The 16,370-nt window shown below is 46.9% G+C and carries 12 protein-coding genes and 2 pseudogenes; 7 read left to right on the forward strand and 7 right to left on the reverse strand.

Going from position 1 to position 16,370, the window contains the following annotated elements; genetic code table 11:
* Positions 1–204: 204 nt before the first annotated feature.
* Both ACE1CM_RS34045 and ACE1CM_RS34050 read left to right on the forward strand, forming a co-directional pair.
* Positions 205–1,279: pseudogene (locus ACE1CM_RS34045) on the forward strand (Photosystem Q(B) protein 1).
* Positions 1,280–1,581: 302 nt separating this feature from the next.
* On the forward strand, positions 1,582–2,400 hold the full coding sequence (locus tag ACE1CM_RS34050; RefSeq protein WP_374883311.1) for a polysaccharide deacetylase family protein: 819 nt from the start codon (positions 1,582–1,584) through the stop codon (positions 2,398–2,400).
* Between the two features lie 387 nt (positions 2,401–2,787).
* Here ACE1CM_RS34050 and ACE1CM_RS34055 read toward each other — a convergent pair whose 3' ends face one another.
* Both ACE1CM_RS34055 and ACE1CM_RS34060 read right to left on the reverse strand, forming a co-directional pair.
* The gene (locus ACE1CM_RS34055) at positions 2,788–3,801 is read right to left on the reverse strand and encodes an RNA-guided endonuclease InsQ/TnpB family protein (protein WP_374883312.1); all 1,014 of its coding nucleotides are present in this window, start codon (positions 3,799–3,801) and stop codon (positions 2,788–2,790) included.
* Positions 3,801–4,052, reverse strand: coding sequence for a hypothetical protein (locus ACE1CM_RS34060; RefSeq protein ID WP_374883314.1), 252 nt, complete (start codon positions 4,050–4,052; stop codon positions 3,801–3,803). Before ACE1CM_RS34060 ends, ACE1CM_RS34055 begins: the two co-directional genes overlap by 1 nt.
* A gap of 92 nt (positions 4,053–4,144) precedes the next feature.
* Between ACE1CM_RS34060 and tnpA the strand changes: the two are divergent.
* Positions 4,145–4,531, forward strand: a pseudogene (gene tnpA / locus ACE1CM_RS34065) (IS200/IS605 family transposase); the annotation flags it as partial.
* 273 nt (positions 4,532–4,804) lie between these two features.
* Here the strand turns inward: tnpA and acs are convergent.
* The 3 genes from acs to ACE1CM_RS34080 form a co-directional block, all read right to left on the reverse strand.
* Entirely contained in the window at positions 4,805–6,775 is a 1,971-nt protein-coding gene (acs, locus tag ACE1CM_RS34070) for an acetate--CoA ligase (RefSeq protein WP_374883315.1), read from the reverse strand.
* Positions 6,776–7,187: 412 nt separating this feature from the next.
* The gene (locus ACE1CM_RS34075; protein ID WP_374883316.1) at positions 7,188–9,083 is read right to left on the reverse strand and encodes a GNAT family N-acetyltransferase; all 1,896 of its coding nucleotides are present in this window, start codon (positions 9,081–9,083) and stop codon (positions 7,188–7,190) included.
* Positions 9,084–9,296: 213 nt separating this feature from the next.
* A complete protein-coding gene (locus tag ACE1CM_RS34080) occupies positions 9,297–12,044 on the reverse strand; it encodes a bifunctional acetate--CoA ligase family protein/GNAT family N-acetyltransferase (protein WP_374883318.1) in 2,748 nt (915 codons plus the stop codon).
* A gap of 117 nt (positions 12,045–12,161) precedes the next feature.
* Here ACE1CM_RS34080 and ACE1CM_RS34085 point away from each other — a divergent pair, with 117 nt between their 5' ends.
* Positions 12,162–12,335: a hypothetical protein gene (locus ACE1CM_RS34085; RefSeq protein ID WP_374883319.1), complete on the forward strand. Its 174-nt coding sequence runs from the start codon at positions 12,162–12,164 to the stop codon at positions 12,333–12,335.
* Positions 12,336–12,455: 120 nt separating this feature from the next.
* On the opposite strand, the gene ACE1CM_RS34090 is transcribed toward ACE1CM_RS34085, so the two are convergent.
* On the reverse strand, positions 12,456–12,650 hold the full coding sequence (locus tag ACE1CM_RS34090; protein WP_374883320.1) for a hypothetical protein: 195 nt from the start codon (positions 12,648–12,650) through the stop codon (positions 12,456–12,458).
* Between the two features lie 485 nt (positions 12,651–13,135).
* Here ACE1CM_RS34090 and gap point away from each other — a divergent pair, with 485 nt between their 5' ends.
* Complete coding sequence (gene gap, locus ACE1CM_RS34095) at positions 13,136–14,164, forward strand: type I glyceraldehyde-3-phosphate dehydrogenase (RefSeq protein ID WP_374883321.1); 1,029 nt, start codon at positions 13,136–13,138, stop codon at positions 14,162–14,164.
* A gap of 531 nt (positions 14,165–14,695) precedes the next feature.
* Here the strand turns inward: gap and ACE1CM_RS34100 are convergent.
* On the reverse strand, positions 14,696–15,499 hold the full coding sequence (locus ACE1CM_RS34100) for a DUF4058 family protein (RefSeq protein ID WP_374883322.1): 804 nt from the start codon (positions 15,497–15,499) through the stop codon (positions 14,696–14,698).
* Between the two features lie 179 nt (positions 15,500–15,678).
* Between ACE1CM_RS34100 and ACE1CM_RS34105 the strand changes: the two genes are divergently transcribed.
* Together ACE1CM_RS34105 and ACE1CM_RS34110 are read left to right on the forward strand one after the other, a co-directional pair.
* Positions 15,679–16,014, forward strand: coding sequence for a DUF433 domain-containing protein (locus ACE1CM_RS34105; RefSeq protein WP_374883323.1), 336 nt, complete (start codon positions 15,679–15,681; stop codon positions 16,012–16,014).
* Positions 16,011–16,370, forward strand: coding sequence for a hypothetical protein (locus tag ACE1CM_RS34110; RefSeq protein ID WP_374883324.1), 360 nt, complete (start codon positions 16,011–16,013; stop codon positions 16,368–16,370). The genes ACE1CM_RS34105 and ACE1CM_RS34110 overlap by 4 nt, the downstream gene beginning before the upstream one ends.

A 16,370-nucleotide genomic window follows, 5' to 3' on the forward strand; every position in this document is an offset into this window, starting at 1 on the left:
GCTAATCGAAAGTTTTTATAGAATTTTTTGTAAGTGATGGTGAATGAGTAACTAAATTAACTGCAATCAAAGAGCTTGAACGCACTAGCAGAAGCGGAGAGAAAAATTTAATCCACAATTGTGTGTGAAAAATTAGCCGATTTTTTTTAGCTGGCTGTTTAATTTCCTTTTTTCGGCGTAGTTTTGGAAGTGAGCGCTTTTCCTATGAACACTATTACTCAACGTCGTGCCGAACTAGATGTCGCAAAATATTGGGATGGGTTTTGCGATTGGATAACGAGTACGGAGAACCGGATTTATATTGGCTGGTTTGGCGTACTGGCGATTCCTACTCTGTGTGCTGCTGCGATTTGTTTTGCGATCGCATTTATCGCCGCCCCATCCGTCGATATCGATGGCGTGCGGGAACCCGTGATCGGTTCTCTCATGGGCGGTAACAACATCATTACGGCTGCTGTCGTACCGACCTCTGCGGCAATTGGCTTGCATTTTTATCCGATTTGGGCTGCTGGTTCTCTCGATGAATGGCTTTACAACGGTGGCCCCTATCAAATTAATTGTGCTGCATTTCCTGATTGGAATTTGGTGCTACCTGGGGCAAATGTGGGAACTCAGCTACCGCTTAGGGATGCGCCCCTGGATTGCTGTGGCTTTCAGTGCGCCAGTTGGCGCCGCGACATCAGTATTGCTAGTTTATCCCATCGGTCAAGGTAGTTTTTCTGATGCGTTGCCTTTAGGAATTACCGGCACGTTTAACTTCATGTTAGCCGTCCAAGCCGGTCACAATATTCTAATGCATCCTTTCCACCTGTTAGGCATTATCGGTGTGTTTGGCGGTGCATTCATGAGCGCATCTTATGGTGCATTGACAACTGCGAGCCTAATTCGGCAAACAACAGAAATTGAATCGGCGACGGCGGGTTACAAGTTTGGTCAACTCGAAGAAACCTACAATTATCTGGCTGGGTTTTATGGCTACTTAGGACGGCTGTTTATTCCATCGTTAGCCAGCCGCAATAGCCGTGCTGTACACTTTTTGATGGCAGCTTTACCGACGATAGGTATTTGGTTCGCTACAGCAGGGATTTGTTTGGTCGCGTTGAACCTCAACGGTTTCAATTTCAACCACTCGATCCTAGATAGCCAAGGGCGACCGATTCCGACTAATGCGGATATTGTCAACCGCGCTACGATCGGCATTCAAGTGATGCATGAAGTGAACGTTCACCATTTCCCACCGCTTTTGAGCGCAGGTGAAACAGTTCCAATCATTGGGTAGTCAGCTACCTTTGAGCATCCCGGTTTCTTAAAGAAACCCAGCTACCTTTGAGAAACCCGGTTTCTTAAAGAAACCGGGTTTCTTGCTGGGACGATTTTTCCGAGAAACCCGGTTTCTTTGGTTAAAGCAACCGGGTTTCTGTTTGTTTTGATGAAAAAATAGCGATAAAATTCTCAGAGCTGCCACGTTGGTCTGTAAAATATAGAATGTCCCAAGCAAGCACAGTGAAATCCGCCCGCAGATAGATGTCCGCGCTAGCACGTTCCTGTAATCGGGAGGCTATATTTTAAACAAACTTTAATATGGAAAACCGTAGCACGTTTTTTTGGTATCCCAGGTTTGTAACAACGGCGATCGCTGTGACAGGGTTGTTAGGCATTTCCCTGCTGTTACCCTCACGCCTAGCTGACAGCTATAAACAGACGGCTCTGACACGCTATACGCCTACCTTTTCTCCCCCCCCACAGTTGCGCGGGAAAATCGTCACACAGGTGCAATTGGGTGCCCAAGAAAAAGCGATCGCGCTCACATTCGATGACGGACCATGGCCTGACACTACGTTTCAGGTATTAAACATTCTCAGGCAAAACAACATCAAAGCAACGTTTTTTTGGATAGGCAGAAACCTGAAAAAGTATCCAGACATTGGGCGGCAAGTAGTAGCAGAAGGCCATGCAATAGGCAACCATACCTGGCATCATTGGTATTTTCACATGAATCCGGCGACGGCTGCGGCGGAAATAGAAAATACGTCGAAGCTGATTTATCAAACTACAGGCGTACAAACATTTCTTTTCCGTCCGCCGGGTGGCTTTATGCATAATGGGCTAGTCGCTTATGCCCGCAGTAAAAATTATGGTATTATGATGTGGAATTCCGAGCCAGGAGAATTTCGACCCCGCAATACAGTCGCTGGGTATGTGAAAAATGTGGTGAAGATGGCGACGCCAGGGGGTATTGTCCTGCTGCATGACGTTCACCCGAAAACCGTGCTAGCTTTACCGCAAATTATTGCCGGACTCAGACAGCGCGGCTATCGGTTTGTAACGATACCCCAACTGTTGGAAATGCAGGCGCAAGCACCAAAGTCGAAGCCAAAAGTTGAGCAAGTGAGTAGGTAAGCAGGTAAGCAATATAGGGGCATTTAACTCAAGTTGCTAGCGATCTCTCTGGGAGCGGCTAATGGCTAATGTCAGTAAAAATCCTATATTAGCAATTAGCAATTAGCAATTAGCAACGCCCTTGTTTATAACTAGCAACTTGCGTTATTTAACTAAACCCGCCCCTGTATGCGATCTCATCGTCTGGGAAAATAGCTGGAGATCGCACAGTAGGGACACGGCGCAGAAGAAATTTTGATTTTTACCCAAAGTTTCTAGAATGCCGTGTCCCTACAGGTGCGAAATTTATGCAGGACTTACGCAAGAGGTGTTGACACTCCCCGCTCTAAAGAGACGGGGATTCTGCGGACAGAGTAGACTGAGGTAGCACCCACAATCTGACTCTCGCTACGGTCGGTCATTGCACCGTCTACCCAGTCGGTCTAGGTCAATGCCTAGCTTTCTGGCTACTTTGCTCATTATGTTTGCAGCACCATTTAGGTCAGCATTCACTATTGAGCCATTTTTGCTTTTGTATAACCCGCGCTTTGTTCTTCTACCTGATGCTTTCCACCCATCTGGCTTTTCGCCATATTTAGGTAGGGAGTCTCCATCTAGATAGCTGGCTTTACTGGTATAGGACTCTTCTGTGACCTCGAACTTAATTCCGTGCTTGTTGCACAGTTGTTCAAGTCGGTCTTTCAGTTTGGCTAGGGGCATTTGAACGAACTTTTGGTTGTTCGCTCTACCCATATTGGCATTCTCTTTGAAGCCTTCATTCCAACCTAGAACGATGGTACTGATGCCATATTTTAAGCAATGGTTGATTATCAGCTTCGCTGCTTTGTTAATCCCATCTCGCATCCTGTGGTTACGCTTGCGGGTTACTCGGTCTAGCCAACTATCCCAATAACCTTGGGGTTTGTTTTCCTTGCGCGTGGCAACCTGCTTGTTCCAGTATTGATTGAATGCCTTCATTGCACGGGCATCAATCAGGAACGAGTTCCCCAGAGTATCCACGCAGGCTGCGAGGTTGTCTGCCGTCCCCAAATCAATAGCTAAAGCCTGGTCGTCAATTCCACCCCCGTATTTCTCTACCGAAACTTCGTAAGAGGCTTCTAGGTAGAACGCTCCGTTCTTGGGGAGAATCGTCCATTCCTTAACGGCACTGATATCGAGATTACTAGGCGCTGGTAGTCGAAAACCGTCGATTCCAAACCAACGCCTAACGGTTAATCCCAGTGAAAACTGAAGCTGACCATCAACCAACTTTGGTTTTTGCCCACCTGAGTTGGGGTATGCCACCTTAAATAACTTTGAACCCTTGAGGTAATTCGGTGGTTTAGGCTTATTGGGAAGCTGTCCTTTAAACCATAAATCGCGCAATCCTTTGTACGACTTAAAAGCCTCTGCCACACTCATCAATGTTTGTTGAGCCGAGTCGAAGGCAAGGATTGAGCGATAATACCTCTACCAACATAAGGTTCGTAAACCAAGTCAAATTTACCTGTCAGGAGTCTTTCTGTCTTAAAGAAAGTCTGACGCGCAAAATAGACACCAGTGTTGTACAGTTTCCCAGACTGTTCACACAAGTATTGAAGGATTGCTTTAGTCTCTTTGTCTGGGTGTAAGCACATTTGCTGAACACCCATTTGTTTCTTTAGTTTAGCCATTCGACCTCACTGGCTTTGTTGTTCTCTCTCTTCTATTCTACAATCATAACAACAGTCAATCCGTAAATAGAATGCGAAAAAACTCATAGGAGTACAGACACTACAATCACGCTGTTGGTTTATGCGTAGTCCATTTGGTCTGGATACCAAAGCGACGTAAAAAAGTGCTTGTGGGAAAGATTCGAGATAGAATCTACGAAATCTTCTCTGAAGCTCTTCCACTGAAAAGGGTTGGCATATCAGAGCGCCCTTTGGTTGCACCTGACCATATTCACCTTTTTGTTGAGATTCATCCAACCGATGCTATCTTTCAAGTAGCAAAAGCATTCAAAGGACGGTCAGCGAATTATCTCAGGAAGGAGTTCCCAGAACTCAAGAAACTCCCTTCTTTGTGGACTAACAGTTACTTCTTTTCAACAGCAGGCAACGTCAGTGCTGATACAATCCAGCGTTACATTAACGACCCGCATCATGGCTAGAGAAGACTGTAGGCGAATAAATTCGCTACCGTGCGTTCCTCTCTGGTCTAAAGACGCAGAGTTTCCCGCAACGGAGGTGTTTTGATGAGAAATCGGGTTTCTTTGCCAGGACTTACGCACGAAGAGGCGAGAAACCGGGTTTCTTTGTCGATCTCTCCACAGCAAATTCACGATTTTTCAGAGAAACTTTGGTGTTTGCGTAAGTCCTGTGGAACAAAGTGAAACCCAACCTACAGGGGATGAAAAATGCGTTCGCACCCCACCCTCTAAAATTCAAGCACCGCCGCGCAGTTTTTCCAAAACGCTGCGATCTTCGAGTGTAGAGGTATCCCCCGCGACTTCTTGACCCGATGCTAGATTTCGCAGCAGTCGCCGCATGATTTTACCAGATCGGGTCTTGGGTAAGGCTTCGCAAAATTGGATCGTTGCGGGACGCGCTAAAGCACCAATTTCATTCGCAACGTGTTGCTTGAGTTCTTTCGCCAGTTGGTCGCTAGGGGAATACCCTTCTTCTAAAGTCACGAAACCAACGATTTCTTCCCCTTTAATATCGCTAGGTTTTCCCACAACAGCAGCTTCCGCTACCGCCGGGTGAGATACTAACGCCGATTCGACTTCCATCGTACCTAAGCGGTGTCCGGCAACGTTTATCACATCATCAACTCTTCCCATAACCCAGAAGTATCCTTGTTTATCTTTTCTAGCTCCATCCCCAGTAAAGTAGAGGTATTGACCGTTTTTGGGCGGAATATGCTCCCAATAGGTGGTGCGGTAGCGGTCGGGGTTGCGGTAAACTGTGCGAATCATGCTGGGCCAAGGATTTTTGATCGCCAAATATCCGCCTTGATTTTCACCCACGGGATTGCCATCCAAATCTACCACCTCCGCCTCAATTCCGGGGAAGGGCAGAGTTGTTGCACCAGGTTTCATCGGCGTCGCACCCGGTAGGGGTGTCAGCATGATGCCGCCGGTTTCAGTTTGCCACCAAGTATCTACAATCGGACAGCGTTCTCCTCCTATGACTCGGTAATACCACATCCAAGCGGCTGGGTTAATCGGTTCCCCCACGCTTCCCAATAATCGCAGGGAAGATAAATCCCGCGCCAAAGGCAAAGCTTCTCCCATTTTCATGAAGGTGCGAATTGCAGTGGGAGCGGTATAAAAGATAGTAACGCCGTATTTTTGGATGACATCCCACATGCAACCGGGGTTGGAATCGCGAGGCGCGCCTTCGTACATCACGGTGGTAGCGCCGTTGGACAGGGGGCCGTAAACTAGGTAACTGTGACCTGTAATCCAACCTACGTCGGCGGTACACCACAAAATATCCGTATCTTTGAGATCGAAAATCCACTTGGTGGTGATGTGGGTGTAGAGGTTGTAACCGCCGGTGGTGTGGACGACGCCTTTTGGTTTTCCGGTAGTGCCGGAAGTATAAAGGATAAACAGGGTGTCTTCGCTGTCCATCGGTTCTGCTGGACAGTCATCGCCAGCTGCTTTCCGCAATTCGTGCCACCAGTAGTCCCGATCTGGTTGCATATTAATAGGATGTCCCGTCCGTCGCACGACGATGACTTTTTCGACGCTGGGGACGCCTTCATCTGCAAGTGCTTTATCTACTTGGTCTTTGATGTGGACAACGGCATCTTTGCGCCAACCGCCATCAGCGGTAATAATAACTTTGGCTTCTGCGTCGAGGAGTCGGTCTTTTAATGCTTCGGCGCTAAATCCGCCAAATATCACGGTGTGGGGGGCGCCTATTCTGGTACAGGCTAGCATAGCGATCGCTACTTCTGGAATCATGGGCATGTAGATGCCTATGCGATCGCCTTTTTGCACGCCCATTGTTTTGAGGGTGTTTGCCATTTTGCAAACGAGGCGGTGCAATTCGGCGTAGGTAATTTTTAAGCCATCACCCGGTTCTCCTTCCCAGATTAAGGCGATTTTGTCGCGGCGATCGTCAGTTAAATGGCGATCTAAACAGTTGTAGGAAATGTTTAACTTGCCTCCTACAAACCACTTGGCAAAGGGGGGTTGCCAATCGAGTACTTTATCCCACTTTTGGAACCAGTGTAGTTCTTGTTCTGCTAATTCTGCCCAAAATGTTTCGGGCTCAGTTTTTGCTTTATTGTAGAGGTGTTGATATTGTTCTAAGCTTTTGATATGAGCGGTTTGGGAGAATTCAGCGGGGGGCTGGAATAGCCGTTCTTCTTGTAGGATGGATTCTATTGTGGCTTGCGACATAGTTGTTTACACCCTTTTGAAAGTGAGACTATAATTCGGCGGCGGATGGGAATCATTTTTCGCCTTAATTTCATCGGTTATTTACTCCCTTGACGTTAGAGTAATTTTTTATTGAACCGCAGAGGCGCAGAGAACGCAGAGGTAAGAGAAAAGAAGAGGTTCTTTCGCCGAAGGGCGAAGGGAGTAAGGAAGGGTTTTGCTGGAGATGCACTTCACCTCCTCGCGCTAGCAGCAGCCGATTGCTTCTGGTGTTGCTGACTCAATCTGCGTCTGATATAAATCTTTGACTATATCATAAGGGGGCGGCGCGCAAGGGATGCAACTGCTACACATAATTAAACAATGGCTTGGCTGCGGCGATCGCTCATTGCTAATTGCTTATTGGGCAGGCCAGTTTTTCTCCGATTACCAATTACCCATTCCCAAATGCCATTTTCAGTTCGTATACTTCTTCTGCCATTCGTCTTTCAATGGCAAATCCCATTTTTTCAAATAGATGCAGCATGGGTCTATTTTCTACTAAGACTTCGGCGGTAAAGCCCAAAAGTCCCTGTTTTTTGGCTAGATAGGTTAAGTAAGTAAGTAGTTCGGTGCCGATGCCTTGATTTTGATAATCGTCTCTGACTACAAAAGCGACTTCTGCGGCGTGGGTTTCTTCGTCTATGGCATATTGTCCGATGCCGATTATTTCTTGTTTTTGTGCTGGCGATCGCACTGCCAGAATTACCATTTCTTTGGTAAAGTCAATTATGGCGAATTCCTGCAATCTTTTGTGGGGCATATCGGGACGCATGGAAATAAAGCGGCGATGTATGCTCTCGTCTGATAAAGCATAAAATAATTCTTTTAATAACGTTTCGTCGCTGATTTTTACAGGTCGCAGGAAGATTTCTAATCCCGTTTCTGTGGTTCTATAAGTTTCTAATTCTTCTGGATATTCTCCGGCTTTTCCTGGGATAAATGCCTGGTATTGATAAATTATATTCCGCGCTTTTGCTTGTTCTATCAACCAATTTCTGAATTTTGGATGGGCAATAGAGATTAATTCCATTGCCCGTTCTCGGATGTTTTTACCGTGTAAATATGCGATGCCGTATTCTGTAACGACGTAATGAATGTCGCCGCGATTGAGTGTAATTCCTGCCCCTGATTTCAGAAACGGTACGATTCTAGAAATTGTTTCGTTTTCGGCGGTAGATTGAATGGTTAAAATTGTTTTGCCATTGCGGGACAAAACTGCCCCTCGCATAAAGTCAGCTTGTCCTCCAATGCCGCTATAAAATATCTTGCCGATAGATTCCGCTGTCGCCTGTCCGGTTAAATCTATTTCTAAGGCACTATTAATCGCTACCATGTTATCGTGTTGGGCGATAATCAGGGGATTGTTTGTGTAGTCGATGGTTTTAAATTCTACAGTTGGGTGATCGTGGATGTATTCGTATGTTTCCTTTTTTCCCATGCAGAAGGCAGCGATTGTTTTTCCCCGGTTGATGGTTTTATTTTTGTTTTTGATCGCACCTTTTTTGATTAAGTCTACGATGCCATCTGATAAGAGTTCGGTGTGGACGCCCAGGTTTTTTTTATGAGCAAGATTTGCTAAAATAGCATTGGGAATGCTGCCGTATCCCACCTGAATTGTATCTCCATCTTGAATCAGACGGGCGACGTACTTGCCAATTTTTTCGGCTATTGCTGAATCTGCTTCTGATTCATATTCTAAAAGCGGTTCATCGTAGAGAATAAGAAAATCTACGTCCTCGATGTGAATAAATCCATCTCCATGCACCCGTGGCATGTAAGAATTAATTTGAGCGATGACTAACGCGGCTTTTTCTGTAGCGGCTTTGACAATATCCACGCTAACGCCCAAACTCATATAACCGCGATTGTCTGGCGGCGAAGTTTGGATCAAGGCTACATCAATCGGCACCAGACCGCGATAGAATAAATTGGGAAGGGCTGATAAGAATATGGGCGTATAATCGGCAAGTCCTTGATTAACTGCGTTTCTGGTATTCTTGCCAACAAAGAAGGAGTTATGGCGAAAATTGCGCTTAAATTTTTCATCGGCGTAGGGCGCAACGCCCAGAGTCCAGACGTGCAAAACTTCCGCATCGACTAACTCTTTGGGATGGGATTTGACATAATCGATTAAAGCGCGAACGAGATATTGAGGTTCGCCGCATCCCGTACCGATAAAGATGCGATCGCCTCGATGAATCCGACTAAATATTTTCTCTTCTGAAGCAAACTTTTTCGGATATCTCTGCTTCAGTTCATCCAGCGTTACCCTCCCAGTGTCTGTCATATTTAACCTCCAACGCGGGGTGAAAAACCCGGTTTCTGCGTCAATCTCGCGACTCTAAACCCACGATTTTGCGGAGAAACCGGGTTTTTTGCGTAAGTCCTGATATTCAACCTGCAACTCGGGGTGAAAAACCCGGTTTCTGCGTCAATCTCGCGACTCTAAACCCACGATTTTTGGGAGAAACCGGGTTTTTTGCCTATTACCCGTTACCAACTACAAATCGATCTCGACTTTAACTAAATCGTTGGTGGTGCGATCGCGTCTAAATCCAACTTTTTCGCAAACGCGCTGCATGGCTGTATTTTCAGCTAGAATATCGCCCCGCACTTTGGCGAGTTTCTCATCGCGACCGACTTGCAATAGCTGTCGTAGCAACTCCGTACCCAATCCGCGACGCTGGTATGGATCGGCGACCAGCAGGGAGAATTCTGCTTCGTTGACGCCGTGCAATTTGCTCAAACGTCCAGCTGCGAGAATCTCGCGATCGCCTGTTTTGGGGTTTTTATATTCTGCCACGAGTGCCATTTCCCGGTCGTAGTCGATGAAGCAGATGCGGGTTAACCTTTCGTGGGCGATGCGCCGACTCAGCTTCATTAAGTTGAAGAAGCGGAAATAAACGCTTTGTTCGGATAGGGTTTTGTGGAATTGAACGATCAGCGGTTCGTCTTCGGGACGGATGGGACGGATAATCACTGGAGTCCCGTCTGTCATCGTCCACGGCGAAACATATTGGGTTGGATAGGGACGAATCGCGGGTTTGGGCAGTTCGTCTTCTTTGGTATCCGGTGGATGGAGGACGATCCGCGCATCGAGGGCAATTAGTCGATTCGATGAAGCCAGCAGGGGATTGATGTCAATTTCTTTAATCCAGCGCTGTTCAACTACTAATTGGCTAAATCTTACCAGGATTTGTTCTAGGGCGGCGAGATCGACGGGTTTGCGTCCGCGTACTCCTTGCAGCGCTTTGTAGATTTTGGTATTTTCCATCATCCGCCGCGCCAGGGTGGTGTTGAGGGGTGGAAGAGCGATCGCGCTATCTTTATACACCTCTACTAATTGTCCCCCGGAACCGAACAGCAATACGGGACCAAACTGGGGATCGATGCTGCTACCGATAATTAATTCGTAACTGCCATCGGGATTGTACATCGGTTGCACGCTGACGCCCAAGAAATGCTCTAACCCTGCTTTCTGGCTCACCGATGTTTTAATCTTTTGATAAGCCCAACGGACGGCATCGGCGTCGGTGAGGTTCAACTGTACGCCGCCGACGTCGGTTTTGTGCGTAATCGTTTTGGAGAGGAGTTTGAGGACGACTGGGTATCCGATGGAATTGGCGATCGCAACTGCTGCTTCTTCGGTATCAGCTTCCGCCGTTTTGGCAATCGGAATCCCATATGCTGCTAAAATTTCCTTCGATTCCACTTCGGTGAGAATGGTGCGACCGGACTGGCGTACTCCTTCCAGTATCTGCGCCACCATTGCCCGATCTGGTGCGTTTTCTCCATTGGGAGGCATCATCGGCGTTTCGTAGATACCGCGCAGGTTGTAGCTGTACTTCCACATCAAGTTAAACAGGCGCGCGGCGGAATCTGGATAGCGATAGGTGGAAACGCTGGCGCGGTTTAATATTGTCTCCCCTGTGGTGACTTCATCTCCTCCCATCCAGCTAGCCAAAACTGGTTTATCGGCACCTTGGGCGTGGTGCTTTAATTGTTCGGCGATTTCGGTGGGATTGGTCATTGCTTGGGGAGTCAAAATCACCAACAAGCCATCGCTATTGGGATCTTTAACCGCTACTTCCAAAGCTTTAGTGTAGCGCTGCGGGTCGGCATCGCCGAGAATATCGATCGGGTTACCGTGACTCCAGTGGGTAGGTAAGAATTGGTTGAGGGCGGCGATTGTTTCCGGCGATAATTCTGCCAGTTCTCCACCCGATGCAATTAAAGCATCCGTCGCGAGTACTCCCGGCCCCCCAGCATTGGTGATAATACTCAATCGCGGGCCTTTTGGCAGTCGGGGTTGTTTGGAGAGAACTTCTGCCATATTAAACAGTTCGGAGATGCGGTTCACCCGCAATACCCCGCAGCGACGAAATGCCGCATCTAGTACTTCGTCTTTACCTGCCAAACTGCCGGTATGGGAGGCGGATGCTTTAGCGGCGGCTTCAGTTTGTCCGGCTTTAATTACAATAATCGGTTTCGTCAGCGCTACTTCTCTGGCGGCGGAGAGAAATGACTGGGCATTTCCCACCGATTCCATATATATAACTATGCTTTGGGTGTTGGGGTCGTCGCCGAGATAATAAATTAAATCGCCCCAATCCACATCAAGCATCGAACCAATCGAAATGAAGGCGCTAAAACCAACGTTTTCAGCCAAACTCCAGTCGAGGACGGCGGTGCAAAGCGCGCCGCTTTGGCTGATGAAACCTACATTACCGGGTCGCGCGATCGTGCTGGCAAAGGTAGCATTTAATCCCGTGCGCGGATTCATCACCCCCAAGCAATTGGGACCGATAATTCGCATTTTTCCCCGCGCTTTTTCCAGGATTTGCCGCTCTAATTCTACCCCGGCGGTACCGATTTCCTTAAATCCGGCAGAAATCACGATCGCGCCTTTGACTCCTGCGGCTACGCAGTCGCTGACGATCTCTGGTACTGTTGCTGCTGGGGTGACAATTACAGCCAAATCAACTCGTTCTGGGATTGCTTTGATGTTGGGGTATGCTTGAATGCCCAAAACACTGTGTCGCTTGGGATTGACGGGATAAACGGTTCCCCCGAAAGGATTGCTAATCAAGTTCCACAGGATAGTCCGCCCCACGCTACCGGGTTTGTCCGTTGCACCGATCACGGCGACAGTTTCTGGCGTGAAAATTGAACTGAGGGGTTGGCTTTCGGCACGCAGAATGTCATAAGCCGGATCGGTGGTGGGTTTGATCGATTTTACGGTTACCATTTTGACGATTTCTCCAATCGATGCTAGGACTCTCTGTTTTGAGGAAATGGCTTAAAAGCCGATATATCCTATCAGTTTTGAGCGGTCTGAACTTTAATAACTTCTTAACAACTTGCTTTGCCTAAGTTTCGCGCTTCTCTACTTAATTACACCTTAGCGGAACTGGCGCGTGACTGTCAGTTAGCTAGATCACTTTTAAATCAGAAAGCGATCGCATCACCAACACCAGTGGGATGCGATCGCCTGATTCGTAGTGGCGCTGTCTTCGCCCAGTCGCGCTCAAAAAAGTAGAGGCCGGTTTTACCAGATTTCTCGTGGTTGGCGTAGAATCCTTAGTTAAACTCGCCCCTACTTTAATGCAAAATTAATCAAGTTTTTTGACAATTATGATAATTATTGTGGTTTCTGCCCTCAGTTTTGCCGGACTAGATCGCATTTGGCATAACTTTCGTAGGCTGTTGTAAAAGTGGGAACGCCTAGCTGGCAACCCTTCCATACTGCTTGCACCGATACGTTAAGCATTTCGCAAGCACCTCCGCGCCGTCCCATCGGTTTGTAATGCTGACAGTACCGACAGACTGAAACAGGGGGATTGAAAGCTGTCATAATCAAGTTTCCTTTGATTTGCTCTTTTCCAGGCCAGATGGGTATCTTGTCAAAGTATGCATGAATTTTTTTACAACTGTCTGGGATTTTTAAGATTTGCAATTAAAACATTGCATTTTTTCACAAAAGTTCATTAAGGTAGCATGGCTCAGTTATAACGTAAAGAAATGTATCAAAGGCTACTCTATTAAGTTTAAGGTAACTCAAAACCACGAGGACGCTTTGGTAAACTTCTAAAACCTTTCTTAAACTCTCCTGTTTTGCCCAGGGGTTTGGAATGCCCTCGTACATTCATACAGCGTGCTTGCGTCCGGTCTAAAGCCCGCTGGTGAGAGCCTTAATATGCTAAGTGCAAGAGAACTGAGAAAGAGCAGTTTGAAGATCGGCTCTGGGAATGGGGACTGGGGTAAAGAAGAACAGTTTATCCAATCCCCCATCCCAAATGCTCTGTCGAGGCGATCGGATTTGAAAAGGAGGGTTTAATTGTGTCCCCATTAAAAATTGGTATCAATGGATTTGGTCGCATCGGACGCTTGGTGATGCGAAGCGCCATTAAAAATCCGCAAATCGAGTTTGTCGGCATAAACGACCTAGTTCCGCCGGATAACCTCGCGTATTTGTTCAAATACGACTCAACCCACGGCACTTACGACGGCACAGTAGAAGCCAAAGACGACGGTATTGTAATTGACGGACGCTTTATTCCCTGTTTTTCCATGAGAAATCCGGCAGAATTGCCCTGGGGGAATCTGGGAACCGATTACGTTGTGGAATCTACAGGGTTATTTACCAACCAGGAGGGCGCTGCCAATCACTTAAAGGCAGGCGCGAAACGGGTGGTAATTTCCGCCCCAACAAAAGATCCGGATAAAGTTCCGACCCTACTGGTAGGTGTCAACCATCAAACATTTGACCCAGCCAAGGATACAATCGTCTCCAACGCCAGCTGCACAACCAACTGTCTAGCACCCGTCGCCAAAGTGATCGATGATAACTTTGGCCTAACGGAAGGTTTAATGACCACAGTTCACGCCATGACCGCCACCCAACCAACGGTAGATGGTCCCAGCAAGAAAGACTGGCGCGGCGGACGAGGTGCATCGCAAAATATCATTCCCTCCTCTACAGGGGCGGCGAAAGCCGTGGCGCTGGTTCTGCCACAATTGAAAGGTAAACTTACAGGGATGGCTTTCCGAGTTCCTACCCCCGATGTTTCGGTGGTAGATTTGACCTTTAAAACCGAAAAAGCAACCAGTTACAAAGATATCTGCGCGGCGATGAAAGCCGCTAGCGAAGGCGAACTGAAAGGCATTTTAGGTTACACCGAAGAAGAAGTAGTTTCGATGGATTTTCGCGGCGATGCCCATTCCAGCATCTTCGATGCCGGTGCGGGAATTGAATTAAATGCCAACTTCTTTAAAGTTGTCTCCTGGTATGACAACGAGTGGGGCTACTCTTGCCGCGTGATTGATTTAATGCTGTACATGGCGCAAAAAGAAGGGATTTTGAGCTAACAACGGCGCGAAGCCTAAAGAAACCCGGTTTCTGTTTAGAAACCGGATTTCTGGCTATAATTTTGCATTAATGGAGAGCGATCGCATAAAAGGTTCTAAATGTAGGGTGCGTTAACGCAGTGTAACGCACCGCTATCAGCCATATCCCTAGTCAAGTATTAATAAACTGCCAATAATATCATGTCCGGTCGATTACCTACGATCGTGAACCGGGACACGGCACGATCAAAGTTATCTGTTTATCCGAGATATCTCTTTAGCCTTAGTCCCTACGCAACGACTCTGTGAAGTTTTTTTATTACGGGCAATTCAGCGGACATCATATGATACCGTTTTCCCATGAATCCGAAAAGCTTGGGGCGGGGCGGGTTTATTTCAATTGTTTGTTTTTCACAAAGGTTATTTGTAAAACCCGCCCCTACAATCGGTATATGTTGCTCCGTAGCATGTTAAAAGGAAATTAGTATTACCTATTAGCAATTAGCAATTAGCAATTAGCAATTAGCAATTAGCAATTAGCAACTTGCGCGATCAATTATCCCGCAGTCCTTTTTCTCGTAACAGTTCGGTTGCCCAAACCATATCTTGTTCCGATAGGGGCGGGATTGGTTCTTGATGATAATCGATGCGATAATCGTAGCCTGCGCGATCGTAAACACCTGTGAGCAACTCTGGTAAATTAACAATGGGTTCTACATCTTCCTCGCGCAAAGGAAGTGGAAATACGGGTAAAGAGTCGCGCAGATTGCAAGCATAAAGTTCCGCAAAAGGACGGCGATCGCTGCGACTGACTAAAACGCGATAATCGCTTTGAATAGAATTGTCAATAATTGGCATAGGTTGCCAGCCTCGCAGCAGATCGATTTCAATCAAATGGGTTAAGCTGCCTAAAATACTTTGGCGTTTTTTAAGGTAAGTGGTTCTTCCTTCTCCACTGCGTTTGTTGACTGGAGAAATAATTTCAATTGCCGTCACAACTTGCCTAGTTGCCATTTCTCGCACTTCCAGGTAAGCTTGTTTAATTTTTTCAGGAATTGGGACTTTGACGGTAGTAGGCACTGTTGTAGCCACAGTTGCAACCGAACTGGTAGGAAGATCGGGGCTATTAGGTTGGCGTTTAATCGCGACATCGGGGATGCCAACTAAAAGTGAGTCGCCGTTATTGTCGTTGGTATCGTTTATTTCATAGATGCGTTTTTCAATGGCGATTTCATATTTGGGGCGAATTTGAGGCATGACGGATTCGGCAATTGCGACAATCAATCGATTGTGAGTTTCCTGCCAGAAATCGGGGTGTTCTAAGTAGGGGTCCATTCCGGGAAAGGGTGAGGGCATAGGGCAGTCTCCAGATGGATTGATTTTTCAATTATTTTAGCACTGGTTTTTTTGATTAATTGAGAGCGATCGCACAAGGATAGTTTGAGTGGGAGCGTTATGCGCTCGCCTCAAAATCCGCCACTAGCTACCAATTCTTTGAGGTAAGATAGTATTAAACATTTAGCAGAGGTAGAGAGATGCAACTAGAAGATTATTTTGAATTTTTACATCCAGATGACATCCGGATCAAAGGACATCGCATCGGCATTGACGATGTGATTGATTATTACCTGCAAGGATATTCGCCAGAACAGATTCTGGAAGAGTTACCGACTCTGAATTTGGAGAAAGTTCACGCAACGATTACCTATTATTTGCACAATCGCGCCGAAATGGATGCTTATATGCTGCGGTTGGCGAGGTGGCGGGAGGAGCGTTATCAAGAATGGTTAGCTGCTGAACCATCGCCAGTGGTAAAACGTATAAGAGCAATAAAAGCCCAACGAGAACAGGAGTTGCTAAATCGGTTGTGAAAATACGCTACCTATTAGATGAAAATTTGCCGCCAAAACTCAAAACAGCAATTTTGCGCTTCAACGGGGCGATAGATATTCTGCGTGTGGGCGATCCAAATACACCACCGCTAGGAACACTCGATCAGGAACTGTTGCAGTATCTAGAACTATCGCAAAGGTTGTTGGTAACAGATAACCGCAGAAGTATTCCTGGGCATTTGGAAGATTATTGGGCAACAGGTGGACATAGTTGGGGAGTGTTTTGGTTGCGTCCAAGTGGGACAATACGAATTTGGGCAGAAGAACTTTTTGTGATTTGGGAAACGAGTGAAGCTGAAGAATGGATCGATAAATTGGATTGGATTCCGCTTTAA

The sequence above is a fragment of the Microseira sp. BLCC-F43 genome (genome assembly GCF_041929235.1).
GTDB lineage: Bacteria > Cyanobacteriota > Cyanobacteriia > Cyanobacteriales > Aerosakkonemataceae > Microseira.

Bases quoted from the DNA above. Each gene is read 5' to 3' on its own strand.
- ACE1CM_RS34050 (WP_374883311.1), top strand. From the start codon at position 1,582: ATGGAAAACCGTAGCACGTTTTTTTGGTATCCCAGGTTTGTAACAACG.
- ACE1CM_RS34080 (WP_374883318.1), bottom strand. From the start codon at position 12,044: ATGGTAACCGTAAAATCGATCAAACCCACCACCGATCCGGCTTATGAC.
- acs (WP_374883315.1), bottom strand. From the start codon at position 6,775: ATGTCGCAAGCCACAATAGAATCCATCCTACAAGAAGAACGGCTATTC.
- ACE1CM_RS34060 (WP_374883314.1), bottom strand. From the start codon at position 4,052: ATGGCTAAACTAAAGAAACAAATGGGTGTTCAGCAAATGTGCTTACAC.
- ACE1CM_RS34100 (WP_374883322.1), bottom strand. From the start codon at position 15,499: ATGCCCTCACCCTTTCCCGGAATGGACCCCTACTTAGAACACCCCGAT.
- ACE1CM_RS34090 (WP_374883320.1), bottom strand. From the start codon at position 12,650: ATGACAGCTTTCAATCCCCCTGTTTCAGTCTGTCGGTACTGTCAGCAT.
- ACE1CM_RS34055 (WP_374883312.1), bottom strand. From the start codon at position 3,801: ATGAGTGTGGCAGAGGCTTTTAAGTCGTACAAAGGATTGCGCGATTTA.
- ACE1CM_RS34075 (WP_374883316.1), bottom strand. From the start codon at position 9,083: ATGACAGACACTGGGAGGGTAACGCTGGATGAACTGAAGCAGAGATAT.
- ACE1CM_RS34105 (WP_374883323.1), top strand. From the start codon at position 15,679: ATGCAACTAGAAGATTATTTTGAATTTTTACATCCAGATGACATCCGG.